The organism is Nissabacter archeti, from assembly GCF_018257325.1.
In the GTDB taxonomy this organism is placed as follows: domain Bacteria; phylum Pseudomonadota; class Gammaproteobacteria; order Enterobacterales; family Enterobacteriaceae; genus Chimaeribacter; species Chimaeribacter arupi.
In genome coordinates this window covers 334,081-358,294 of sequence record NZ_JAERKB010000008.1, presented here as the reverse complement: position 1 = coordinate 358,294, position 24,214 = coordinate 334,081, and the positions used below count along the sequence as shown (strand labels likewise).

At 58.1% G+C, this 24,214-nt stretch carries 28 protein-coding genes; 14 read left to right on the top strand and 14 right to left on the bottom strand.

The window, feature by feature from the left end; translation table 11 throughout:
* Nucleotides 1-27: 27 nt before the first annotated feature.
* From JK232_RS13320 to JK232_RS13310, 3 genes are all read right to left on the bottom strand, one after another.
* Complete coding sequence (locus tag JK232_RS13320; RefSeq protein WP_072925506.1) at nt 28-636, bottom strand: hypothetical protein; 609 nt, start codon at nt 634-636, stop codon at nt 28-30.
* Between the two features lie 161 nt (nt 637-797).
* Nucleotides 798-3,356 carry a glucans biosynthesis glucosyltransferase MdoH gene (gene mdoH, locus JK232_RS13315; protein ID WP_072925509.1) on the bottom strand — a complete coding sequence of 853 codons (2,559 nt, stop codon included), beginning with the start codon at nt 3,354-3,356 and terminating at the stop codon, nt 798-800.
* Complete coding sequence (locus tag JK232_RS13310) at nt 3,349-4,851, bottom strand: glucan biosynthesis protein G (RefSeq protein ID WP_072925512.1); 1,503 nt, start codon at nt 4,849-4,851, stop codon at nt 3,349-3,351. The genes mdoH and JK232_RS13310 overlap by 8 nt, the downstream gene beginning before the upstream one ends.
* Before the next feature lie 358 nt (nt 4,852-5,209).
* Here JK232_RS13310 and mdoC point away from each other — a divergent pair, with 358 nt between their 5' ends.
* On the top strand, nt 5,210-6,367 hold the full coding sequence (gene mdoC, locus JK232_RS13305) for a glucans biosynthesis protein MdoC (RefSeq protein WP_072925516.1): 1,158 nt from the start codon (nt 5,210-5,212) through the stop codon (nt 6,365-6,367).
* Nucleotides 6,368-6,439: 72 nt separating this feature from the next.
* Here the strand turns inward: mdoC and JK232_RS13300 are convergent, their stop codons facing one another.
* On the bottom strand, nt 6,440-7,474 hold the full coding sequence (locus tag JK232_RS13300) for an HlyD family secretion protein (protein WP_072925519.1): 1,035 nt from the start codon (nt 7,472-7,474) through the stop codon (nt 6,440-6,442).
* 44 nt (nt 7,475-7,518) lie between these two features.
* Entirely contained in the window at nt 7,519-9,132 is a 1,614-nt protein-coding gene (locus JK232_RS13295) for an MFS transporter (protein WP_101833816.1), read from the bottom strand.
* Nucleotides 9,133-9,375: 243 nt separating this feature from the next.
* Between JK232_RS13295 and JK232_RS13290 the strand changes: the two genes are divergently transcribed.
* From JK232_RS13290 to JK232_RS13280, 3 genes are all read left to right on the top strand, one after another.
* A complete protein-coding gene (locus tag JK232_RS13290) occupies nt 9,376-10,158 on the top strand; it encodes an IclR family transcriptional regulator (RefSeq protein ID WP_072925525.1) in 783 nt (260 codons plus the stop codon).
* A 30-nt stretch (nt 10,159-10,188) separates the two neighbouring features.
* Nucleotides 10,189-10,632, top strand: coding sequence for a universal stress protein (locus JK232_RS13285; protein ID WP_072925528.1), 444 nt, complete (start codon nt 10,189-10,191; stop codon nt 10,630-10,632).
* 159 nt (nt 10,633-10,791) lie between these two features.
* Entirely contained in the window at nt 10,792-11,031 is a 240-nt protein-coding gene (locus JK232_RS13280; RefSeq protein ID WP_072925530.1) for a hypothetical protein, read from the top strand.
* Nucleotides 11,032-11,252: 221 nt separating this feature from the next.
* On the opposite strand, the gene JK232_RS13275 is transcribed toward JK232_RS13280, so the two are convergent.
* The gene (locus JK232_RS13275; protein WP_139300248.1) at nt 11,253-11,447 is read right to left on the bottom strand and encodes a hypothetical protein; all 195 of its coding nucleotides are present in this window, start codon (nt 11,445-11,447) and stop codon (nt 11,253-11,255) included.
* A gap of 412 nt (nt 11,448-11,859) precedes the next feature.
* Nucleotides 11,860-11,991, bottom strand: coding sequence for a hypothetical protein (locus tag JK232_RS22945; RefSeq protein ID WP_276327344.1), 132 nt, complete (start codon nt 11,989-11,991; stop codon nt 11,860-11,862).
* 208 nt (nt 11,992-12,199) lie between these two features.
* Here JK232_RS22945 and JK232_RS13270 point away from each other — a divergent pair, with 208 nt between their 5' ends.
* A complete protein-coding gene (locus JK232_RS13270) occupies nt 12,200-12,415 on the top strand; it encodes a YccJ family protein (RefSeq protein WP_072925535.1) in 216 nt (71 codons plus the stop codon).
* Between the two features lie 36 nt (nt 12,416-12,451).
* On the opposite strand, the gene JK232_RS13265 is transcribed toward JK232_RS13270, so the two are convergent.
* The 4 genes from JK232_RS13265 to JK232_RS13250 form a co-directional block, all read right to left on the bottom strand.
* On the bottom strand, nt 12,452-12,712 hold the full coding sequence (locus JK232_RS13265) for a hypothetical protein (protein ID WP_072925539.1): 261 nt from the start codon (nt 12,710-12,712) through the stop codon (nt 12,452-12,454).
* Between the two features lie 29 nt (nt 12,713-12,741).
* A complete protein-coding gene (locus JK232_RS13260; RefSeq protein ID WP_072925542.1) occupies nt 12,742-13,014 on the bottom strand; it encodes a hypothetical protein in 273 nt (90 codons plus the stop codon).
* Nucleotides 13,015-13,115: 101 nt separating this feature from the next.
* Nucleotides 13,116-13,631, bottom strand: coding sequence for a YlaC family protein (locus tag JK232_RS13255; RefSeq protein WP_072925545.1), 516 nt, complete (start codon nt 13,629-13,631; stop codon nt 13,116-13,118).
* 85 nt (nt 13,632-13,716) lie between these two features.
* Nucleotides 13,717-13,950: a hypothetical protein gene (locus tag JK232_RS13250; RefSeq protein WP_072925548.1), complete on the bottom strand. Its 234-nt coding sequence runs from the start codon at nt 13,948-13,950 to the stop codon at nt 13,717-13,719.
* Between the two features lie 123 nt (nt 13,951-14,073).
* Between JK232_RS13250 and adiC the strand changes: the two genes are divergently transcribed.
* The 4 genes from adiC (at nt 14,074) to JK232_RS13230 (ending at nt 20,258) form a co-directional block, all read left to right on the top strand.
* The gene (gene adiC, locus JK232_RS13245) at nt 14,074-15,411 is read left to right on the top strand and encodes an arginine/agmatine antiporter (RefSeq protein ID WP_246538519.1); all 1,338 of its coding nucleotides are present in this window, start codon (nt 14,074-14,076) and stop codon (nt 15,409-15,411) included.
* 55 nt (nt 15,412-15,466) lie between these two features.
* Entirely contained in the window at nt 15,467-17,782 is a 2,316-nt protein-coding gene (locus JK232_RS13240; protein WP_072925553.1) for an Orn/Lys/Arg family decarboxylase, read from the top strand.
* 317 nt (nt 17,783-18,099) lie between these two features.
* Nucleotides 18,100-18,279, top strand: coding sequence for a hypothetical protein (locus JK232_RS13235; protein ID WP_072925555.1), 180 nt, complete (start codon nt 18,100-18,102; stop codon nt 18,277-18,279).
* A gap of 503 nt (nt 18,280-18,782) precedes the next feature.
* Nucleotides 18,783-20,258 (top strand): sugar porter family MFS transporter, encoded by a 1,476-nt coding sequence (locus JK232_RS13230; RefSeq protein WP_072925558.1) that lies wholly within the window; start codon nt 18,783-18,785, stop codon nt 20,256-20,258.
* Between the two features lie 72 nt (nt 20,259-20,330).
* On the opposite strand, the gene JK232_RS13225 is transcribed toward JK232_RS13230, so the two are convergent.
* Entirely contained in the window at nt 20,331-20,570 is a 240-nt protein-coding gene (locus tag JK232_RS13225) for a hypothetical protein (RefSeq protein WP_146000769.1), read from the bottom strand.
* A 278-nt stretch (nt 20,571-20,848) separates the two neighbouring features.
* Here JK232_RS13225 and JK232_RS13220 point away from each other — a divergent pair, with 278 nt between their 5' ends.
* Nucleotides 20,849-21,100 (top strand): CsbD family protein, encoded by a 252-nt coding sequence (locus JK232_RS13220; RefSeq protein ID WP_072925563.1) that lies wholly within the window; start codon nt 20,849-20,851, stop codon nt 21,098-21,100.
* Between the two features lie 169 nt (nt 21,101-21,269).
* Nucleotides 21,270-21,485: a GhoT/OrtT family toxin gene (locus JK232_RS13215; RefSeq protein ID WP_072925566.1), complete on the top strand. Its 216-nt coding sequence runs from the start codon at nt 21,270-21,272 to the stop codon at nt 21,483-21,485.
* A gap of 4 nt (nt 21,486-21,489) precedes the next feature.
* Here JK232_RS13215 and JK232_RS13210 read toward each other — a convergent pair whose 3' ends face one another.
* Nucleotides 21,490-22,044: a helix-turn-helix domain-containing protein gene (locus JK232_RS13210; protein ID WP_072925569.1), complete on the bottom strand. Its 555-nt coding sequence runs from the start codon at nt 22,042-22,044 to the stop codon at nt 21,490-21,492.
* A gap of 70 nt (nt 22,045-22,114) precedes the next feature.
* Between JK232_RS13210 and JK232_RS13205 the strand changes: the two genes are divergently transcribed.
* From JK232_RS13205 to JK232_RS13195, 3 genes are read left to right on the top strand one after another with little or no spacing between them, the layout of a single operon-like run.
* A complete protein-coding gene (locus tag JK232_RS13205) occupies nt 22,115-22,639 on the top strand; it encodes a GNAT family N-acetyltransferase (RefSeq protein WP_072925571.1) in 525 nt (174 codons plus the stop codon).
* Nucleotides 22,640-22,679: 40 nt separating this feature from the next.
* On the top strand, nt 22,680-23,387 hold the full coding sequence (locus JK232_RS13200; protein WP_072925574.1) for an SOS response-associated peptidase family protein: 708 nt from the start codon (nt 22,680-22,682) through the stop codon (nt 23,385-23,387).
* A gap of 29 nt (nt 23,388-23,416) precedes the next feature.
* On the top strand, nt 23,417-23,647 hold the full coding sequence (locus JK232_RS13195; protein ID WP_101827950.1) for a hypothetical protein: 231 nt from the start codon (nt 23,417-23,419) through the stop codon (nt 23,645-23,647).
* Nucleotides 23,648-23,658: 11 nt separating this feature from the next.
* On the opposite strand, the gene JK232_RS13190 is transcribed toward JK232_RS13195, so the two are convergent.
* Nucleotides 23,659-24,168 carry a GNAT family N-acetyltransferase gene (locus tag JK232_RS13190; protein WP_072925578.1) on the bottom strand — a complete coding sequence of 170 codons (510 nt, stop codon included), beginning with the start codon at nt 24,166-24,168 and terminating at the stop codon, nt 23,659-23,661.
* Nucleotides 24,169-24,214: the final 46 nt, after the last annotated feature.

The window sequence follows — 24,214 nt, the reverse complement described above, 5'->3', positions numbered from 1 at the left end:
AAGCGGGAAAGTTAAGAGTATGTAAAGTCAGGCGCGCGGCAACCCGCGCATAAATTGCAGGCTGGCCAGGAAGCACAGGGTATAGCCAAACAACTCCACCCCCTCCTCCACCACATTTTTGGCGGTACGGTCATAACCGTCCAGCAACACATGCGACCAAATCACATGCATGCCAATCAGCCGGGAGAACAGCAGGATACAGAGCAGGCCGCAGAGCATCATGCCGTAGCTGCGCGCACGGACAAAACAGGCCAGCCCGGCCAGGGTGGAGCGCAGGTGGGTAGCCGCCGCGATCAGGCACGCCAGGGTAACGGCCACGGCCACATAGACCCAGCAGCCATGTTTGATAAGATCAAACACGGCATCCAGTTCACGGATCAGCATCGTGGTCAGGAACCCCCCAAGCAGCACAAAGCCATAACGCCATGCCGGATAACGCCGCGCCAGCAGGAAGAAAACCAGCGCCGTGCCGGCCAGCAGCCCTTCCTGGGCGATCTCGGTCATGGAGATCTCTTTGACAAAGTTATGCAGCCAGATGACATCCACAAACAACAACGATGAGAAAAGCGCGATAACCACAGCACACAGCACAAAGTGCCGGAGTGCGCGGAGAATGGTGTAAAAATCAGAAGACATAGTATTACTCTTATAATTATTAACAGCGTAAGTATTGACGGCGTGCATAGTAGTCAGGTTAAACCGGGTATTTTAGGCATTTGGTGCCGATCGCCCGGTAACAGACCATAAAAAAAGCGGAATGCTCACGCATTCCGCTTTTCATGAGACCTTTCAGGCCATCAGTTCGCGTTGGGGAACGCCAGCTCATTGCGCGGCAGGGTGCGATAATAATCGCGCCACTGCTGGCTGTGCTCCGGGTGGCTCCAGACTTCACTGTGCAGCCGCGCCATCAGCACCGGATCACTCAGCAGCAGCAGACGCTCTGCTTTGTTCAGCCGGGCCGGGCCGACCTGCAACGCCTGGCTCAGGCGCTCACTGCGCCAGTGCTCAATGGCCGCGCGGGTATGGTGACGTGAGGTCGCCATTGCCGTGGCCAGTGCGTTGAAGGAAGGATCGACCACGGCATGCATAAAGCCGTTTTCCAGCGCCCGCGTACGGTTCAGCGACAGGTACTCGTCGGTCGCCACCAGTTCACGCGGCGGGTTGTACTCCTCCGGGATCAGGAACAGCTTCGCACGCTTGCTTTTCAGGCCCAGGGTCGCCCGGCTCGACAGCACCGACACAATCGGCGACAGGATCAGGGAGAAGACAATCGGTGCCAGCCACCAGAGGAAACGCAGGTCCAGCCAGGCCATGCCGCCCGCCCATACCAGGCCCAGCAGCATCTGCGAACCATGACGGCGGAAGGATTCCCCCCACGGGGTGTCATCGTCATCACGCTGCGGCGAGTTCCAGACCACTTCCCAGCCCAGGAAGGCGCTGACCACAAACACCGTGTGGAACAGCATCCGCACCGGTGCCAGCAGCACCGAGAACAGCATTTCCATCAGCATGGAAATAAACAGCCGGAAGGCCCCGCCGTACTCCTTCGCCCCTTTCGCCCAGATCAGCACCACACTGAGCAGTTTCGGCAGGAACAGCAGCACCAGCGTGGTGGAGAACAGCGCAATCGCCAGCTCAGGACGCCACTGCGGCCACACCGGGAACAGCTGGCGCGGCTGGAGGAAGTATTGCGGCTCCATCAGCGTATGCACCACCTGCAAGGCCGTGGAGAGCGCCAGGAACATAAACCAGAGCGGTGCCGACAGGTAGGACATCACGCCGGTCAGGAACACCGCACGGTGCACCGGGTGCATGCCTTTCACCAGGAACAGGCGGAAGTTCATCAGGTTACCGTGGCACCAGCGACGGTCACGCTTCAGCTCATCCAGCAGGTTCGGCGGCAGCTCCTCGTAACTTCCCGGCAGGTCATAGGCGATCCAGACGCCCCAGCCCGCCCGGCGCATCAATGCCGCCTCGACGAAGTCGTGGGAAAGGATGGAACCGGCAAACGAGCCTTCGCCCGGCAACGGTGCCAGCGCACAGTGCTCAATAAACGGCTTCACGCGGATGATGGCGTTGTGGCCCCAGTAGTGCGACTCGCCCAGCTGCCAGAAGTGCAGACCGGCGGTAAACAGCGGCCCGTACACCCGGGTGGCAAACTGTTGCAGGCGCGCATAGAGGGTATCCATGCCGGACGCTTTCGGCGAAGACTGAATGATCCCGGCGTGCGGGTTGGCATTCATCAGGCGCACCAGGCCGGTAAGGCACTCACCACTCATTACGCTGTCCGCATCCAGGATCACCATGTAGCTGTAATCCCCGCCCCAGCGGCGGCACCAGTCATCGATGTTGCCGCTTTTGCGTTTCACCCGGCGGCGGCGGCGGCGATAGAAGATCTTGCCGTGGCCATCCACCTCGTTGCACAGCTCCAGCCACGCCTTCTGTTCTGCCACGCAGATGTCCGGGTCGTAACTGTCGCTCAGCACGTAGATGTCAAAGTGCTCGAGGTCACCGGTACGTTTGACCGACTCATAGGTCGCGCGCAGCCCGGCGAAGACGCGTTCCACGTCCTCGTTACAGATAGGCATGATAAGCGCGGTACGCTGGGCCGGGTCGAGCGGCTCGGTGCCGGTGCTGGAGGCAGAGATACTGTATTTATCCTTGCCGATCAGCAACTGCAAAAAGCCCATCAGCGCGGTCCAGAAACCGGCCGAAACCCAACAGAAGAGAATGGCGAACAGCACCAGGATGCCGGTCTGCAACACATAGGGCAGCAGTTGCAGCACCGATTGCATCAGGTCCTGGTTGAAGATCTCCATCGGGTCGATCAGCGCCCAGCCCTGATAAGGCAGGATGGTTTTCATGTACCAGGTGGCGATGCCGGTCTGCACCAGCATCAGGAACAGCAGGATGTAGCGGCGCAGTGAACCGACCACACGCCAGCGCTTTTCCGATTCCGCCATCTCCTGGGAAATCGGCTCTTTCGGCATGGCGCTGCGGCCCAGCAGGGAGTCCCAGAACCGTGCCAGCGGGTTGGTACGCCAGGCTTCCGGGAACATGCTGGAACGCCGGATAGGCGGCATCGCCTTCAGCGTGGTGCGCCCTTCTGCATCCTCACCCAGCAGATCGTGTTGGGCAGAGACGCCCGGCCAGGCGTGTTGCAGCCGGGTTTTGACCGAGGCCAGCGGCGCGTCGTCCGCCGGGGCGGCAGCCTCTGCCCCCGCCAGCTGGTGGTGCAGATCGGTAAAGGCCACCTCGCTGCCGGCCGGCAGGCGGCCGGTCAGCGTGCCCTTCTCCTGGTCGGAGAGGGGCAGTGCCTCAATATAATCGTGGGGTAACGGCGTTGACTTATTCATTGGCAGGCAGCTGATAGCTCCAGGTTTCACTCAACGGTTTGTCACCATTAACCAGCGCGGCGCGCATCTCGACCGGTTTCTTCGGATCCTTGACCTTGACGCGCAAGGTGAGACGCCAGCCTTTGGTGACCGGATTGTAACGGACGCTGTTTTCTACCATGTCCGCATTGTCATTCACACTGACCTGTGAGGCGACCGGGGTATCGTCTTTCAGTGCTTTCAGCACCGGGCCGACGAAATCCACCAGCAGCGCGGTGCTGCCGTCCGGCTCACGGATCAGGTTAGACTGTTTCACGTCGCCCGCGGAACGCAGGGTCTGCTTGACGTAAGCCAGATCCGGCGAATGCAGCTTCTCTTCCTCACGGGTGAAGTGCAGGCGGTAGTTCAGATCCAGCGGCTGGCCGGCATCCGGCAGTTTTTCCGGTGACCAGTACGCCACGATGTTGTCGTTGGTTTCATCCGCTGTCGGGATCTCCACCAGCTCGACCCGGCCTTTGCCCCAGTCACCGCGGGTTTCCACCCAGCCGCTCGGGCGCAGGTCATAGCGGTCGTCCAGATCTTCATACTGCGCGAAATCACGGCCGCGTTGCAGCAGGCCGAACCCTTTCGGGTTCTCAATGGTATAGGTGCTGACGGACAAATGGCGCGGGTTGTTCAGCGGGCGCCAGATCCATTCGCCGTTGCCGGCATGGATAGAGAGGCCGTTTGAGTCATGCAGCGCCTGGCGGTAGTTCATGGTCGGCGAAGGCTGGTTCGGCCCGAACAGGAACATACTGGTCAGCGGGGCGATGCCCAGCTTGCCCACTTTGTCACGCAGGTAGACTTTAGCCTGCACGTCAACGGTGGTTTCACGCCCTGGGTAGAGGTCAAAACGGTAGGCACCGGCGGCGCGCGGGGAGTCCAGCAGCGCATAGATAACCAGGTGTTTCTCATCCGGGTTCGGGCGCTCAATCCAGAACTCGCGGAAACGCGGGAACTCTTCGCCGGAAGCGAGTGCGGTATCAATTGCCAGGCCGCGGGCAGAGAGGCCGTACACCTGGTCTTTACCGATGACGCGGAAGTAGCTCGCGCCCAGCACGCTCATGATTTCGTCATTCTTGTCCGCTTTATTCAGCGGATAGAGCACTTTAAACCCGGCAAAGCCGAGGTTTTTCACGGCGTCGGCATCGTGCTTGACGTTACCGAAGTTAAAGTAGTCCGGGCTGTATTTGATCTCACTCGCCTTGTTGGCGGTGATTTCGTTGATTTTGACCGGGTATTCGAAGTACATGCCCTGGTGGTAGAACTCCAGCTTGAACGGTGTGTTCAGCTTGTTCCAATAGGCTTTGTCATGGTTGAACTGGATCTGCTGGTAGTCCGCAAATTTCATTTCGCGGAACTGGGAGGGGAGATTGCTCTTTGGAGCCTCAAATCCCTTACCTGCCAACTCCTTAGCTTGTTGGGCGACATCATCAATAGAGAACGCCCATGCCGGTGCTGCGCTTAACGTCATCATTACAGCGGCACTCAACACGCAAATTTTTGCCACACGCGGCCCCTTGGCTACATTTTTAACTCGCACAACCCCCCCTTTCGAGTGCTGAAATCATTCGAAATCCATATTAAAGGATTATTTGGCTATCCGACAACATGATAAATGGATGGTTCCTCTCTGTGGGTCACTGTTTAATCAGATGACCGGGATCAAGGGTAGCAACAGAGAGATTAAACGGCTATGGAAAATTGCCGGACGCTATAGTAGGGTTTTTCTCCCGCGATTTAAGCCAAACGCTTTGAGAGTAACCCGAATCGCCCGGATTTATGAAACGCGCTAAAATAAGCGCCAGGACCAAAAGTAAAAAACCTGGAAACTTATGACAAAAAAAACAGTATCACGGGAATACTTTCTCGATTCGATCCGGGCCTATTTGATGTTGCTCGGCATTCCGTTCCATCTTTCTTTGATCTACTCCAGCCATCAATGGGCGGTCAACAGCCAGACCTCCTCTGCCCTGCTCACCGTGCTGAATGACGTGATCCACGCCTTCCGTATGCAGGTGTTCTTCGTTATCTCCGGCTACTTTTCCTATATGCTGTATGAGCGCTATGAGCCGCAGCGCTGGCTGAAGGTGCGGCTCGAGCGGGTGGCGATTCCGATGCTCTCGGCCGTGGTGCTGATCACCTTGCCGCAATTCCTGATGCTGAAGAATTTCACCAACCGGATTCAGGGCTGGGCGGCCTTTACCTTGTATGAAAAAATAAATGTCACGATCTGGGAATTAGTTTCACATCTCTGGTTTTTGTTAACATTAATTATTCTGACCTGCCTGGGCTTCGCTATTTTCCGCAAACTGAAAACAATTCAGACGAATCGTATTCCTTTTCCGGCTAATCATTTTCAGAGCTTAGGAAAACTCTTATTTTATTTCCTGTTGTTCAGCCTGGGCTACGCGGTAATTCAGCGCGGGATCCTTATTGCCTCGCCTGAGCTGTTATTTAACAGCGTATTTAATTTTGTGGTGATGGAATCGCTGTTTTATCTGCCGTTCTTTATTCTGGGGGCACTGGCGTTTAAATATGCAGGGCTGAAGGCCATGCTGCTCCGGCCTTCGCCGCTGGCGCTGCTGCTGGCCCCGCTGCTGTTTGCTGCCTATATCGCCAATCAGCATCTCAATGATACGGCTCACTTCTCCCCGGAGATTGACACGCTGATTACCGGCACGCTGGGCATCGTGATGGTCAATCTGGTGTTCTCCTTCGGCCACCGGTTGCTCAACAGCCACTCGCCGCGTATTACCTATCTGGTTAATGCGTCGCTATTTATCTATCTGGTGCACCACCCGCTGACGCTGATATATGGGGCCTTTGTCACTCCGCGGATTGAGAATAATCTGGTGGGGTTTGCGCTGGGGCTGATATTTGTTTTCGGGCTGGCGTTCCTGCTGTATGAAGTGCATCAACGTATTCCGCTGCTGCGTTTCCTGTTCTCCGGCAAATCACAAAAACCGGTGGTGGCCCCCTCTTCCCAGTGATCTCCCCACAGCAAAACGCCCGCCCCGGTCACCGGGGCGGGCGTTCTGTTATCAGACCGTCCGCAATTGCGCTTAAGGCTGGGTGGTATCGATGGTCGGCACCACGGACATCCCGACTTTCAGGCGCTGTACCTGCGGCTGGTTGCCCTCCAGCACAATCTTCACGGCCAGACGCTGGGCGACTTTGGTGAAGTTGCCGGTGGCGTTATCCGCTGCAATCGGTGAGAAGGTGGCACCGGTCGCCGGTGCAATGCTCTCCACATGGCCATGCAGCTCCACATCCGGCAGCGCGTCCACCCGCAGGCTGACCGGCTGGTCCGGCACCACGCTGCCCAGCTGGGTTTCCAGGTAGTTCGCCACAATATAGGCGTGCTGCAACGGCACCACCGCCAGCACGCGGGTTCCGGCGCTGACATACGCCCCCACGCGCAGCGAACGCTGGCCGACTGTCCCGGCCACCGGGGCGGTGATGCGGGTATAGGAGAGGTTCAGTTTTGCCTGCTCAAGGTCGGCCGTGGCGGCGTCAATCGCGGCCAGCGCTTCGGCGCGCTCCGCCTTCAGCACATCCACTTCCTGTTGGGCGGCTTCCAGTGCGGCCACATTGCTCTGGTGCGCAGCGGCTTTCTCGCGGTAGGTCGCGTCTGACTCATCACGCTGGTCGGCGGTGCCGGAACCTTGCTGTAACAGACGGCGATAACGGTCTGCACTCTGACGCGCGTAATTCATCCCGGCTGAACTGGAACTCAGCGCGGCCTGCGCCTGGATGATCACCTGTTGCTGTTTAACCAGCTGCGCATCCAGGCTTTTCAGCTGTGCCTGTTTGCTCTCCAGCGTTGCCCGGGCGGTATTGAGTGCATTGAGGTAATCCCGGTCATCAATCCGGGCCAGCAGTTGCCCGGCCTTGACCTGCTGGTTGTCTTCCACCAGCACCTCGGCGATATGCCCGGAGATGCGCGGGGCCACCAGCGTGTAATCCGCGGTGACGTAGGCATCATTGGTGGTTTCATGGCCATGGCCGGCCATCCGCCAGACCGCGAAGCCGGCCAGCAGGGCAATCAGGATCACTGCCACCAGCAGCGGAATACGTTTTGAAGATGTTGCTAACATGGTTCTCTTCTCTTAAGGCTCACTCAGAGCGGACATAACGGCAATCAACGGTTGACCAGCGACTGCGGCGGATAGGTGCGCTGCGGCAACAGCGCCGCCAGCAGAATCAGCCCCAGCGCCACGCCCATGATCATCAAATAGGTATCACTCAGGCCAAGAATGGTGGCCTGATGCTTCGCCAGGGTGGAGAAGCGCGCCAGCACTTCGCTCGAAACGGCACTGCCGTCAGCATTCAACGGGGCCGGTGGTGCACGGTTACCGTCATAAGGCTGTGACAGCAGGTAGCTCACCGACCCGGCGTGGTCCAGCAGCACATGGGAATGGAACTTCTCCCGGTGGCTGATAAAGGTTTCCAGCAGCGCAGAGCCTGCCACACTGCCCAGCCCGCGCACGGTATTGAACATCGCGGAAGCGAACGGCCCCTCAGGCGGCTGCACCACGCTGGTGGCGCTCATCAGGATAGGGATCACGGCCATCGGCTGGGCCACGGCCTGCATCGCCTGCAACCAATAAAAGTTATCCTGTACCCAGGCGCTGTTAATCTCTGACCCGCAATAACAGGCAAACGCCAGCAGCCCGAGCCCGGTCGCCAGCACCCAGCGGCTGTCCACCCAGCGCAGGTTACAGACTGCCGCCACCAGCGGGGCCATCAGCAGTTGCGGCACACCGATGGTCAGCGACAACGGCCCCATTTCGGCGGCACGGAAGCCGTTGACGGACATCAGGTAGTTAGACGGCAGTGCCGAACCGGAGAGGTAAACCACCATCAGCCCGGCCAGCGTCAGCAGGCCATGCGCCAGGTTACGCCGTTTCAGCATCTGTAATTTGAACAGCGGCAGCGGGTGATACCACTCATTGATCAGGAACGCCGTCAGCAGCACCACGGCCCCAAACAGCAGCGCGCAGATCTGCGTGGATTCCAGCCAGTCCTGCCGTTCGCCCTGTTGCAGCGCCAGCACCAGCATCGCCACCCCGCTGCAGCCGGTCACCATGCCGAAGGCGTCAATCTGCCTGAACCGCTCCAGCCGCAGCGGGTCCTGCGGGATGCCGTGGCTGATCATGGCGAAAGCCAGCAGACACGGTGGGATCACCTGCCAGTAAACGAACTGCCAGCCGACATGATCGGTCCACAGCGCGGCCAGCGAGGTCGCCATATTTGGGCCAAAGGTGGCGCTGAGTGCATACGCCCCCAGCCCATACAATTTAAAGCCGGGCGGCAGGAAGCGCAGCGCCACCGTCATCAGCAGCGGCGGCAGCGCCCCGCCAAACAGCCCCTGGATCACCCGCAGGGTGATAAATACCGGCAGGTTGGGCGCAAACGGGATCAGCGCGCCCAGCACCCCAAACCCCAGCACCATCGACATCGCAAAACGGCGCATGGAGAAGGTCATGGCCAGCCAGGGTGCCAGCATCATCGCGGCCACTTCTGCCGCCTGATAGCCGCCAATCAGCCAGGAGCCTTCATCACTGCCGATGCTCAACGCGCCCCGCACATCATTCAGGGCGATGTCGGTCACCCGGTCATTCAGGCCGGATGAGAGGGCGGCAATCAACACGCCGATAAGGCCGGCCACCAGCCGCCCGTTAAAGGGCTGCGCCGCGGGGGCAGCGGGGGGAGCGCCGCCGGCGCTCACCGGCGGCACACTGACTACACTCATAAATAAACTCGTTTGTTTTACGCACGCCGCTCCGGGTTGCCGTGAGGGCAACAGGCCATACGTCATGACACAGCAGGAAGCAGAGGCGAATAATGGCAGGTGACGTGCCGGCAGCATCATGTGATGCCGGTCACGCTGCGGATACTACAATACGGTTAGGTGTATTGCAATGTGGTACTCATTGAGTTCAGCAGCGGAATGCCGTTAAATACCTGCGGTTTTTACCTTAAAAGGAAGCATAGTGTGACAACCCATGACAGCCATGCCACCGATGAGGAGCGCAGCGGCGGCATCCAGGTGATTTCCCGCGCGGCGTCGATCCTGAATGCCCTGGGCGCACACCCGGAAGGAATGAGCCTGGGGGCGATTGCCCAGGCGGTGGCCCTGCCCCGCTCCACGGTGCAGCGCATTGTGGCGGCGCTGGCTGACGAAGGCATGGTGCGCAGCCACGGCAGCAGCGGTTTTCGCCTCGGCCCGACGCTGTTGCGGCTGGTGGCCACGGTGCACAGCGACATCATCGCCATCGCCACGCCGTTTTTGCAGGCGTTATGTAATGAAACCAACGAGACAGTGACACTGGCGCGCCCCAGCGGGCGGCAGATTGCGATTGTCCATATGGTGGTGGCGAACCGCGAGCTGCGCGTGGTGCCGCGTTTTGGCCTGAATCTGCCGATCTACAGCACCTCCGGCGGCCGGGCGCTGCTGGCCCTGAGCAGTGATGACGAAATCCGCCGCTTGCTCGGTGAAACGTTTGAGCCGGTCACGGCCGACACCGTGTGCGACATTGATACCTTGCTGGGGGCGTTGCAGCAGGTGCGCCAACAGGGCGTGGCGGTGGAGCATGGCGAAACGCTGGAGGGGATTTCATCAATGGGCGTCGCGATTGACACGCTGCTCGGGCGTTATTCTGTTTCCCTGCTGGTGCCGACCGATCGCCTGCACCGGCATTACCCGGCCCTGCACACGGCCATTCTGGCGTGCCGGGCTTCATTAATGGGCGAGATCGGCAGGCTGGATCGCCGTTGAGACCGGCGGATGCCGGCAAAAGGAGTCACTATGTTTACCCAAATTCTGCTGGCCGTGGACGGATCACGCCAGACCCCACGCGTAATCGCCCTGGCGGCCGATCTGGCGGCGGCCTCCGGCGCCCGCATTTCCGTAACCTGCTGCGTCGATGCCTCCTATGCCGTTGACAGCGGCAGTGACCCGGCCGGTGAGGTCACCCTGTATCAGCCTGCCTGTGAAGAGGAGAACGCTGCCGCCCGGATCGTGCGGGACGCGATGCGGCAACTGCATGCATTGGGGGATAAGGTGACCGGGCAGATTATTGTCGGTGATGCGGCCCAGGCGCTGGTGGCCGAGGCGACGCAGCAAGAGGCGTCGGTGATTGTCATGGGACACCGCCACCGCGGCCTGGTTGACCGGTTATTGAAAGGGTCAGTCTGTGCAGACATTATGGCCACCGCGCCCTGCCCGGTACTGGTTGAGGTGCGCGACTGACCGGCAAAAAAACAGCGGCAGATTAAAGATATTCCTATTGACATAAGCAAAATTTATAATTCATTTTCATCATTTTCTTATTTTTTATAGGTTGGCTAAAGGTTAGACTGTTAAATGCATTACGGCATGTTATGTCCCCTTTAACACAAGGAGTTAGCTATGAAGAAAGTGATGACCGTGGCCGCCATTGCGCTTTACCTGGCCGGGGCGTCGGCAGCCTTTGCCGCCACCACCGCCGGCGCTGAGATCGCTGCAGGCACCGGCACCGGTGCCGCCGCTGCGACGGATGCGACCCTGCTGTCCGGTGGCGTCGCCGCCGCTGCCGCAGCCAGCGATCCAAGCGGCAGCACCGGCACCTCGACCGCCACCTCAACGTCGACCACTACCCAGACCCGCTAAGGGCCGTGCGCCACACAGGCACGCGTCAAGGCGTGTCCATCAAACCAGCCTGACGGCTGGTTTTTTTCTGCCCCCGATCCCTGAACGGTGCCCTGAAAACGCCCCCGGAAACGCATAAAAAAAGCTGCCCAAAAAGCCGGCAGCCTGGAAATATCACTGGGGTAACGCTGTTATTATCTGTACACCCTGGTGTTGGCCGTACAATTATTTATCCCCGGAAATTAATTGACACCCATTTTTTCCGCCCATTGAGCAATTTGTTCACGATAAATAAAGACCACCTCATTCGCCATCGGCTGGTTAATTGAGGTGCTGATCATCGCCAGGCAAGGATAATCCAATGGCCGTAAATCAAAGAGATATTCATCCAGTTCCTCATCCGATAATAATGAGGTGCCGTCGACATTATCGATCATAAAATAATTCGTCATCATCCAATGACGATATTCAAACGGGTTAGTTAACAGGTGCATAGCGTGGCCTTTCAGCTAAAACAGACTCCGGCAGGGGTGAAATGGCACCTTCTGCCCGTTCACCCGGCTCTTAACGCATTCCCGCGTAAATGAGGCGTTCCGTTGCTTTCTTGATATTGAAAATAACAAAACAGCAACAGTGAAGCAATAAAGAAAATTTAAATTTTCATTTTTAATTAAACTTCGGCGTAAATGCCGAAAATCTCTACAGTAATATTATTACCATGAATTAATACCAATCATTAAATAATAGAATTCTATTGAATGTGTTAATTTTTTAACAGCTAATCATTTCACTCCAGGCACAAAAAAACCGCCGCAGCGGTTTTTTGGATTTACCCCTGTCGGGTAAGCGTCAGATTTTGCAGCCTTCGCACTCGTCTTCGCCACCCACCACCTCAGGCAGTTCAGCGGCTTTTTTTTCGGTCTTCTCAGCCGCTTTTTCCAGCTCAGCGTCGATGTCAAAATCGAAAATATCATCACTCATGGTTACTCTCCTCACAGTTTTGCAGCACGGCAGTATACCTGACACGCCACCGCCTGTACCGGATTGCGCACAGATTGCCAACTGTTCACAATCCCGTCAGTTAACGGCGGCTGATTTGCATACCCGCCGGGTCAGTACCATAGTTAACAGGTCAACATCACCACAACCAGAGGATCACCCCTGGCGATCGCAATAAGGGAGAGTTTGAATGACCGATATCAATAATGTTAAATCCTGGGCCAATGTCAGGGACACATCGATCGAGATTGCAGAAGCGATTTTTGAGCTGGCGAATGACGATGAAGTCCTGGCACAGAAAATCTGGGAAGAAGGCAATGATGAAGTGCTGCTGAAGGCGTTTGAAAAAACCGATGCCGATCACCTGTTCTGGGGCGAGGAGAAGATCGACCGCAAGAACGTGTAAGCCTCAGGGCTGCCGCCGTCTCCGGCGGCGGCCCGGTCAGCTGCCGAAGCCGAAGCCCATCTGGTGGGCCCAGTCAAAGATCTGCTCTTTGTAGATAAATTCCGGCTCGCACACCGCCGGTTCCCCTTTGGTCTGCACCATCACCGCAATGCAGGGATAAGCCGTCGGGCGGGCATCAAAGATAAAATCCTCGATTTCCTGCTCCACAAACAGCGTACTTTCCCGCAGCTCCCGTACCATAAACAGTTCCGCCATAATCCAGCGGCGGTAATCAGCCTCATTTTGCAGCATTTGCATCACTGGCTCCCTGGTAAGTCCCGGTTAAATTAATGCCACTCGTCGCCGCCGCAGCATGGGCAGACCTCGGCGCGGCTGACGGACATTGCCGCGCAGCCGTCGGTGTCCCATTCCACCCGCAACGGCTGGCCGTTGTCATCCGCCGCGCTGAGGTAACGCGGGTAATGCAGCGCCTGCCCTGACATGGTTTCGGTAATGATCAGGCGATCGCCGGCATAGATGCGTGCGGTGGCACGTGCATCCTGTTTGCCGTCGGCATGGTCCTGATAGAGGTGATGGATGGTGAGCTTAATCTTGTGCACGTCGGCTCCTGATCGGGACAACGCATTGATTGCGTGAATAGGTATAGTCTACCCGATCCGGTGCGGCCAGGGATATGCACAATGTGCATATCCCCTGTTTCTCAGTGTGCGGGGTGCTGCTGCCCGGTAGGGGCCACAGGTGCGGGCTGCCTGGCCTGCTTGCGCGCCAGGTCATAGATGTCATAGAAATCGATGGTGCCTTTGTGGTGGATGATTTCCCGCATCCGCGTTTTGATGCGGCTGTCCACCTGCGGGTGCGCCAGGATCTCGTCTACTGCCTTCACCGGCACTTCCCGGCTGAAATACCATTCGCCGTTGTAACAGACCCGCAGATCCAGCACGCCGATATCCTCATAGCGGTAGACCGGTTTGATGTCCATCAGCAGGCCGCCGGAGACCAGCACCAGAAACGCGGTGAAACCGGCAAACCATCCCAGCCCCATATAGGGAGAGCAGTACATCACGATGCCCACCGCCACATAACCGGCCAGCATCGCCAGACAGAGCCAGGGGTGCTTGGTAAAGAATTCCGTATTGAAACGCGCCTTGCCGTCGCGGCGTTCCTGTTGGTTAATCTGTTGGATCTCTCTGACCAGGATGGTCTTGATGGCGTCCATCGTGTCACCCTCATGGGATTGTTAGGAATGGAGGAGCAGTGCGACGCATAGCGTAGCACACTGACTGTTATAGCCTGCATAGCAGTTAAAGGATATTCACCGCATAACTGTTATAGCCATCAGTGTGAATGAGAGCATGATATTTCGCGAAGCCGCGACGCCTGTTCCCCTCTTTTTCACCCACGGCGAGCGCCTTTATCCGCTCTGCTGACGCACGGTTTCCCTGCCTCCATATGCCCCTCCCCGCCATCACACCGGCGGTAAAATAAATGATAAGCCGATGATTTTTATCAGTGAAACAATATGAGTTCTTTTTCATCGTTTTATCACCCGAAAGCTGGCTATCTTTCCCCTATTCCCTGTACCGCCGGTCAGCCGCAGGCGTTCTTTTTCTCCTCTCCGGGCGGGCATCGGCAAAAGTAACCTGAGGGAGAAAATCACGATGGACTCAGAAAATCAGAAAGTGGGGCTTATTCCCGTCACCCTGATGGTGTCCGGGAATATTATGGGTTCCGGCGTTTTCCTGCTGCCGGCGAATTTAGCGGCCACCGGCGGTATTGCCATCTGGGGCTGGCTGGTCACCCTCCTCGGCGCGCTGGCGCTGTCGATGGTCTACGCCAAAATGTCCTCGCTGGATGCCAGCCCAGGCGGCTCTTATGCCTATGCCCGCCGCGCGTTCGGGCCGTTTATCGGCTATCAGACCAATGTGCTCTACTGGCTGGCCTGCTGGATCGGCAATATTGCGATGGTGGTGATTGGCGTAGGCTACCTCAGCTACTTTATCCCGCTGCTCAAAGCGCCCATTCCGTTGACCATCGCGTGTGTGGCGATCCTCTGGCTGTTTGTGTTGCTGAATATTGTCGGACCGAAAATGATCACCCGGGTGCAGGCGGTGGCCACGGTGCTGGCCCTGGTACCGATTGTGGCGATTGCGCTGTTCGGCTGGTTCTGGTTCCGCGGGGAAACCTATATGTCCGCCTGGAATGTCAGCGGCCTCGGGCCGCTCGGGGCGATTCAGAGCACGCTGAGCGTGACCCTCTGGTCTTTTATCGGGGTGGAAAGCGCCTCGGTGGCAGCGGGCGTGGTGAAAAACCCGAAACGCAATGTGCCGATCGCCACCCTCGGCGGCGTGCTGATCGCCGCCGTCTGTTATGTGCTCTCCACTACCGCCATCATGGGCATGATCCCCAATGCGGAACTGCGCCTCTCCACCTCACCCTTTGGTGATGCGGCCCGGCTGGCACTGGGCGATCTGGCCGGCGGCACCGTGGCGCTCTGCGCCGCACTGGGCTGCCTCGGCTCGCTCGGCGGCTGGACGCTGCTGGCGGGCCAGACTGCCAAAGCCGCCGCAGACGACGGTCTGTTCCCGCCCATTTTTGCCAAAGTGAACAAAGAGAACGTGCCGGTGGCCGGGCTGTTGATTATCGGCGTGCTGATGACCCTGTTCCAAATCGCCAGTATCTCGCCTAACGCGACCGCGCAATTCGCGCTGGTTTCTTCGGTGTCCGTGATTTTTACGCTGGTGCCCTACCTCTACACCTGTTCGGCGCTGTTGCTGGTGGGGCGCGGCCATCTCGGCAACCGCCATGCCATCTACTTCTTCATCACCCTGCTGGCGTTTGTGTACTGCATCTGGGCGGTCATCGGTTCCGGCGCGCAGGAGGTGATGTGGTCCTTTGTGACGGTGATGGTGATCACCTCCATGTACACCGTGAACTACAACCGGCGGCATAAAACCCCCTTCCCGCTCGATCGCCCATTCGTACGCGATGATGACTAAGCGCTCCCGGTAATCCGGCGGGCAAGCCCCGATGACGTTGACAGAGGCAGGCAGCATGATCGATTCAGGCATGAACAAGAAACGCAAAGTCCTGGTGGTGGACAGCAATATCCTGGACAGCAACACCGCCAACAGCCGGGCGGTGCAGGAGTTGATCACCGCCCTGCAAGCTACCGGCCTGGACGTGATCCCGGCGGCGACCTTTGAGGACGGCAAAGCCACGGTGATGTCAGATGCCTCGCTCTGCTGCATCTTTGTGGACTGGACATCCGGCGGTAACGACGACGCCTCCCACAGCCAGGCGTCCGCGCTGCTGAAAGAGATCCGCTACCGCAACAAAGAGGTGCCGGTATTGCTGATGGCGGAACACTCCTGCATCGATAGCCTGACGCTGGACATCATGCGCATGGTGAATGAATTCGTCTGGATGCATGAGGACACGGCCGATTTTATCGCCGCCCGCGCCAGGGCGCTGATCGCCAAATATTATGACCAGTTGCTGCCGCCGTTCACCAAGGCGTTATTCCACTATACGCTGACGTCCCCGGAGTACTCCTGGGCCGCGCCGGGCCACCAGGGCGGCGTCGCCTTTACCAAAAGCGCCGTCGGCCGTGAATTCCTCGATTTCTTTGGTGAAAACCTGTTCCGCACTGATACCGGCATCGAACGCGCGGCAATGGGATCGCTGCTTGACCACAGCGGGCCGATCAAGGCGTCCGAAACCTATGCGGCCAAAGTGTTCGGCGCGCACCAGAGCTATTCGGTGCTCAACGGCACGTCCGGGTCTAACCGGGCGATCATGGCGGCGGTGATCGGGGACCGGCAGGTGGCGCTGTGTGACCGCAACTGCCACAAGTCGATTGAACAGGGCCTGGTGATGACCGGCGCACTGCCGGTGTTTTTTGTGCCGACCCGTAACCGTTTCGGCATTATTGGGCCGATCCCCAGGCAGCAATTCCGGCCGGAGAGCATCCGCGCCAGCATTGCCGCCCACCCGCTGATTAACCAGGCCGCCGACCGCACGCCGGTGTATGCGGTGGTCACCAACTGCACCTATGACGGCATGTGCTACCACGCCGGGCAGGCGCAGGATCTGCTGGCCGAAAGCGTAGACCAGATCCATTTTGATGAGGCGTGGTACGCGTACGCCCGCTTCAACCCCTTCTACCAGCACCGTTTTGCCATGCGCGGCGACCCGGCAGACCACGACCCAAACGGCCCTACGGTATTTGCCACCCATTCCACCCATAAACTGCTGGCCGCGCTGTCACAGGCGTCCTATATCCATATCCGTAACGGCCGCAAGCCGGTGGTGCACTCCCGTTTCAATGAGTCTTATATGTTGCAGGCCACTACCTCACCGCTCTATGCGATTATTGCCGCCAATGAGGTCGGTGCCGCGATGATGCGCGGGGGCCAGGGGCAGACCTTAACGCAGGAGGTGATCAACGAAGCGGTGGATTTCCGGCTGGCGCTGGCCAAGGTCAATGCCACGTTCCACGACCGCGGCGAATGGTTTTTTGCACCGTGGAATGCCCCGGAAGTGACAGACCCGGAAACCGGCAAAAAAATTCCGTTCCGCATGGCCTCAAAAGCACAACTCTCCACCGACCCCGGCTGCTGGGTGCTGAAGCCCGGTGAGCGCTGGCACGGCTTTGACCAGCTGGAGGAGGAGTGGTGTATGCTCGACCCGATCAAGGCCGGGATTTTGTCGCCCGGCATGAACGATGACGGCACCCTGATGCAGACCGGCATCCCGGCGGCGATGGTGACCGCCTTCCTGACCCAGCACGGCGTGGTGCCGTCACGCACCACTGACTTTATGGTGCTCTGCCTGTTCTCGGTAGGGATCACCAAAGGGAAATGGGGCACGCTGATCAACGTCCTGCTGGAGTTCAAACGCCACTATGATGAGAACACGCCGGTCATCGCCTGCCTGCCGGATCTGGCCGGGGGCTATCCGGCGCGCTACGCCGGAATGGGGCTGAAGGATCTCTGCGACGAGATGTTCAGTTACATGAAAACCAGCCAGATGGACAAACTGCAATCAGAGGCGTTCGGCCAGTTGCCGGAGCCGGTGGTGTTACCGCGCCGGGCGTTTCAGGCGCACATGGCCGGGCGTTGCAACCATCTGCCGCTCGGCCGGCTGGCGGGCCGGGTCTCTGCCGTGGGGATTATCCCTTACCCGCCCGGCATCCCGATTGTGATGCCGGGCGAGCGCTTCGGCCGTGACGACCAACCCTGGCTGCGCTATATCCGCAGTATTGCCGAATGGGGCGAAAAATTCCCAGGCTTTGAAAAAGAGCTGGAGGGGGCCGAGATGATTGACGGGACATACCATATCTGGGTTCTGGAACCCGACGCCGGGTAACCGGCAGCAAAAAAAAACGCCAGCCCGATGGCTGGCGAAAAATACTGGAAGCAATGTGAGCAATGTCGTGCCTTCGATACGGCATGAACTGCCGTAACAGAAGACGATTGGATGATAACGATTATCATTACACAAAGTAAAGCGCTTTTTATCTGCCTGTGTGCCCGGCCCCTGAATGGCCACCCCAATGCTGCGTCAGCCTCTCCCCGCCGAACGATGATTTACGCTAATGTGATCACGATACCCATAATAAGCTTATTGGCATTTTTCAACGCTGGGGGTAGTCTGGCAAGACGTCTGCAACGGAGGGGAATATTATGAGCATTGGCGTTAATTCTCTGGTCAAACATAAAACCGGCGAGATTATTGGCCGGGTTATTTCCATGCTTTCCAAACAGGAAAAGCCCTGGGCGATGGTTGACTGGGGCAACAGCGGCATTTCGATGCACGCGCTGAGTGATTTGATTGAAGTGAGCCAGGAAAACCGCCGTTTATAATGTGCTGATCTGCGCTCTTTTGCCGGCCTTCCACCTTCCTCCCCTTTGTTGAGCGTCTCTTCACAATAGGCGATCAGCCCGCGTTATCCCGCTTTGCCCGGCCATGCCCGTTTCAGAAAAAATGAAATATGCGCCTTGTCACAGTGCCTCAGGTAAGCGGTTGATCTGCTGCACCCCTGCCCCTGCTCCTTCAGATAATACATTCCCCGCTCACTTCATTTAGAAATAAACATTCTATTTTACAGAGAACCATTTCCTTTTTTCAGCGAAGAAATAGAGCAGCCCGCCTTTTTATCCGCAACATAGCAGTAACACATGGCTATTTTATGAGCCAGACCACAAAATTAAATTTCCATTATTTTAAAAAATGAAATTTTCTGTCTATAACTATTTGCCTGCTCTTGAGTAATAGCCACAATGACTTTGTTATTCGTGTTTAACGTGAGGTTTTTTTATCTGCCTTCTCTGTCACGACCAGACCCTGCGAGACCACTGGAGCTATCATGGAACAATACATAACAACCAACCCAGCTTCTGGGCCAAACAGCCAAACCAAAACCGAACCCTTTGTTAAAATCATCGTGCTGATCTCCACGCTGGGCGGCCTGCTGTTCGGCTATGACACCGGTGTGATTTCCGGTGCCCTGCTGTTTATGGGCCAGGAACTGCACCTGACGCCCTTTACTACCGGGCTGGTCACCAGCTCCCTGCTGTTTGGGGCGGCCTTTGGTGCGCTGATGGCCGGCCACCTGGCGGATGCTGCCGGGCGCAAAAAGATCATCCTGTTTCTGGCCGTCATCTTTGCCGTCGGCGCGATCGGCACGGCCCTGGCACCGGATGTCACCTGGATGATCGCCTTCCGGCTGGTGCTGGGCGTCGCGGTCGGCGGTGCGGCCGCCACGGTGCCGGTCTATATCGCGGAGATCGCCCCGGCCAACCGCCGCGGCCAGTTGGTCACGCTGCAGGAGCTGATGATTGTCTCCGGGCAGATGCTGGCTTACATCTCGAATGCCACCTTCCATGAATTGTGGGGCGGGGAATCCACCTGGCGCTGGATGCTGGCAATCGCCACACTGCCGGCGGTGCTATTGTGGTTCGGGATGCTGTTTATGCCGGATTCCCCACGCTGGTACGCCATGAAAGGGCGGATGGCCGAGGCGCGCCGGGTGCTGGAGCGTACCCGTTCTGCCCAGGATGTGGACTGGGAGATGACGGAGATCGAAGAAACCATCGAAGAAAACCGCCATCAGGGCAAAGGCCGCCTGCGGGATCTCGCCACGCCGTGGCTGATGAAGCTGTTCCTGTTGGGCATCGGGATTGCGGTTATCCAGCAGCTCACCGGCGTCAACACCATTATGTATTATGCACCGACCATGCTGGAGGCGACCGGCCTGAGCACCGACGCCGCGCTGCTGGCGACCATCGCCAACGGGGTGATTTCCGTGGCGATGACCTTTGCCGGCATCTGGCTGCTGGGCAAAATCGGCCGTCGGCCGCTGGTGCTGCTTGGACAGATAGGCTGTACCTGCTGTTTGTTTTTCCTGGGGGCGGTCTGCATCCTGATGCCGGAAACCGTGGGCGGCCTGCCTAACCTGCTGCGCAGCTACCTGGTGCTGGGCGGGATGCTGATGTTCCTGAGCTTCCAGCAGGGTGCACTGTCGCCGGTAACCTGGCTGCTGCTCTCTGAAATCTTCCCGATCCGTATGCGCGGCATCTGCATGGGGGCGGCGGTCTTTGCGATGTGGATCGCCAATTTCATGATCTCGCTGGCCTTCCCAATGTTGCTGGCCGGTGTCGGGCTGGCCGGGGCCTTCTTTACCTTTGCCTGCATCGGCATTGCCGGTTCGTTGTTTGTGGTGCGGTGTGTGCCGGAAACCCGGGGCCGCAGCCTGGAGCAACTCGAACACTATTTCCGCGAACGCTATCAGCCGGTCGCTGCCGGCCCGCGCCTCTCCACCCACCAGAAGCGCAAAGCCTGACAGCAAAAAGCCCACCTGGTGGTGGGCTTTTTTCACTGCGCAAGCTGCCGCCGGGCGTAACGCGGCTGAGCCTTAACGCGGCTGATCGTGCGGCGCAACCTGCTTTTTCGGCGCCGGCTTTTTCACCGGTTTTTTCTTCACGTGCTGCACGGTTTTTTTGTGGCTGACCGGTTTTGCCGGCTGTGCCGTGCGGTGGGCCTGGCTCTGTGCAGCCTTGTTTACCGGTGCTGCGTCCGCGTGTACCGGTTCAGCCATCGCAGCACTGCTCAGCGCTAACAGTGATCCCAGCATCACTGATTTCATTACCTTCATTATTACCTCTGTGTCTGTTATTCAGCGATTTATTCGCGAAAGCAAGAGTACAGGGTTTGCCTGTAAGGATTCCGGCAGCAGAATGTAACAACATGCTAACCCCTGGCAGGCTGTATACCGCGTACGCGATAAGCAGGCGGGCCGGGGTTTCACGCCCGGAAAAGCCCTGTTTAAGCGTCTTGTGCGGCGAAACCATTGTTACTGCATGTTAATAACCCGGTCAGATCCGTTTTTCTGGTCTATGCTTTTAATACGTTCACAACAAATGGAGTTTGCATATGTTTGATAAAGTAAAAGATAAAGCAGAAGAAGCTGTAGGTGCGGGCCAGGAGCAATTTGGTCGTGCAACAGATGACGGCAAGACTCAATTTGAAGGGGCGGTGCGTAAGAATCTTTCCCAGGCCTCTTATGCCGTTAACGATGCCGTAGATACCGTGAAGCGTACTACGTCTGATAACCCGGTTCCGGCCCTGCTGGTCGCTGCGGGTGTTGGCTTCGTGCTGGCAAAACTGCTGGGTGGCCGCCGCTAAGCGGTAAATGCGCCCTGTGAAAGCCCGGCCTGGCCGGGCTTTTTTACGCCTGAAGAGGGGGCAACACCCTGAAGGCGCGCACGATACCCGGTTTAACGAAGCCGTTCTTTTTAATTTTTCTATTACCCTGATCAAAGAATTGATAGAAAAGTGCAAAATCAATACAATAATGACATTGTGTAAACGACAGGTAATAGATGTGTCTGCTCATACCGCCTGGGAAGCGTTAAAAACCATTTTCCTTATCGGCTTTGCCCTCTCCGCCCTTTTCACCTTACTGATCAGCCGCGATTCCTCATTTAAGATCCGCTTATTCACGTCCGGCATTATTGGCCTGACCTGGCCGCTGAGTTTTCCGGTGGTGCTGCTGTTTTCCCTCTTCTGAGCCGTCAGGCTGACGTCATGACCAACAGATACCGGCAGGGCTGGCTGCCCGGATTGGCGAATGTCAGCGGCGCATCGACGCCAAAACTCAGGCAATCCCCCGTGGCCAGCGTATAGCAGGTGTCACCGTAGGTCAGATCCAAAGACCCCTCGCACACCCATAACTGCTGCCGGTAGGGTGCGGCGTTCCAGCGCGGGTAATTGATCCTGGCGCCCGCCGGTAAGGTGATTTCCACCAGTTCCGCGCCCTGCCCGTCACTTTTCTCACTCACCTGCCGCCGCAGATAGCCCAGATCGGGATCGCGCCAGACCGGTTGCTGCGCCCGGCGGCGCAATGGGTACGGCTGCGGCGCATGTTCGGTAATCAGCTCCGCCAGCGCAATACCCAGCCCGGCGGCCAGCCGCCCTAACGTCGCTGCACTCGGGCTGCTGGCCTGGCGCTCGATTTTCGAGATCATAGCTTTACTGACCCCGGACTGCTGCGCCAGCGTGTCGAGGCTCCAGCCTTTTTCCTTGCGCCTGGCCTGTAATTGCCCGGCGATAATCTCATCAATTGACATGGCTGAAGCCCGCGTTTACTTTAGGAGAATAATATTCATTATAGTAAACAGCACAGCAGGAGTGTTCAAGATGAACTGGGTAGAATGCAACGAAGAGCGGCATGCAGAGGCGATCCTGGCCATTTTTAATGAGGCCATCCTCACCTCTACCGCGCTGTATGATTACCAGCCCCGCCCGCTTTCCGCCATGCGTACCTGGTTTGCCGTGAAACGGGACAACGGCTTCCCGGTCATTGGCCTGGAAGATGAGCACGGCTGCCTGCTGGGCTTTGCCAGTTACGGCACTTTCCGCCCGTTTCCCGCCAATAAATACACTGTCGAGCACTCGCTGTACGTCCACCCGGATCACCGGGGGCGTGGCCTGGGCCGCCTGCTGCTGGAACGGCTGATCGCTGAAGCGCAGGCGCGCCAGGTGCATACGCTGGTGGGCGGCATTGACAGCACCAATCAGGGCAGTATTGCGCTGCATGAGCGCCTGGGCTTTACCCATTGCGGCACGGTGCGGCAGGCGGGGTATAAATTTGACCGCTGGCTCGATCTCGCCTTTTACCAGTTATTGCTGCCGACGCCGGAGCGGCCGATCGCTGCCGTCTAAGTTTCCTATACTTAGCCTGTTAGCCATAACAGGAGGCACTATGTGCGGACGCTTTTCACAACATCAGACGCGGTCAGAGTATCTGGAGGCGCTGGCCCCGGATATTCCCTTCAATGGCGCGCTGGACCCGGTGCCGATTGACCGCTATAACGTGGCGCCCGGCACCCGCGTGCTGCTGCTGAACCAGCGCGATGACCAGCTCTATCTCGACCCGGTGCGCTGGGGCTATCAGCCGCATTGGGCCAAAGAGGCGCACCGGCCGCCGGTGATCAATGCCAGGGTAGAAACCGCCGCCGAAAGCCGGATGTTTAAACCGCTCTGGCAACATGGCCGGGCGCTGGTGATGGCGGATGGCTGGTTTGAGTGGAAGAAGGATGCAGAGGACGCCAAACGCAAGCAACCCTATTTTATTTACCATCAGCACCGCACACCGCTTTTCTTTGCCGCCATCGGTAAATTCCACCCTGACGCCCCAACGCCGCCGGACGATGATGGTTTTGTGATCGTCACGGCGGCCTCGGATGCCGGGCTGCTCGACATTCACGATCGCCGCCCGCTGGCGCTGACGCCGGACGCGGCGCGGGCCTGGCTTGATCCTGCCCTCAGCCCGCAAGAGGCCGGGACACTGGCCGCTGAGGGGGCAGTTCCGGTGGACCAGTTCAGCTGGCACCCGGTCGACAAGGCCGTCGGCAACCCGCACCATGAGGGGCCGGCGCTGCTGGAGCCTATTGATAATCCGCTGGTCTGACGGCCTTGCCGGCCGTCTTCGGAGGAAATATGCTGAATATCAACGCCCTTAGCCATATCTACCATAATCTGCCGGAGCTGATTGAAGAGACGGCCGGGCAGAGCGGCACCAACCTGGCCAGCGCACGCGGCGTGGCCCGGCAGATCATGGCGGAAAAGACATTGGCTAACCTGTCACCGGCACAGATGAAAGTCTTTGACCAGGCCCTGCGCCCACTGATTGAAAACGCCCAGTGGGACAAAAGCTGGGAGCAGGAGTAAGCCGCACTCCCCTATGCCGGGGCGGACCAGCAGTAAAATTTGCTGTCTACTGCCATACGCGGGAACGTTGCAGGCAAGGTGTCGGCCGCCACTTCACTGAACCCCTGCTTTTCATAAAAGCGATGGGCGGCCAGGAATTTATCGGTGGTGCCCAGGTAAATATCCCGGATGCCCACCTCCCCGGCGTGGCGGAACAAAGCGGCTAATAACTGGGGTGCCACTGACCACGCCCGGCCGCGGTAGGCGGCGGTAACGAACATTTTACGCAGCGCCGCCTGCCGGTTACCGATATCTTTCAGCCCCAGCGTACCAATAATCTCATCCCCACAGCGTGCCACCCAGAACTCCCCGTTATCGCACTGATAAAATCCCGGGATATCGCTGAGATCCGGCTGTTGCGCTGCCGTGATGGCAATGCCGAACTCCTGATTCTGAATGGGTAAAATAACGTTGATCACCTGATCACGTTCTGACGGCTGAAAACGGCTGATGGTAACCGGGGGCTGGGTACGCTCTGGCATGGTCTGTCCTCAAAAAAGAAGGGAGAGATGAGCGTATAAAAAACCG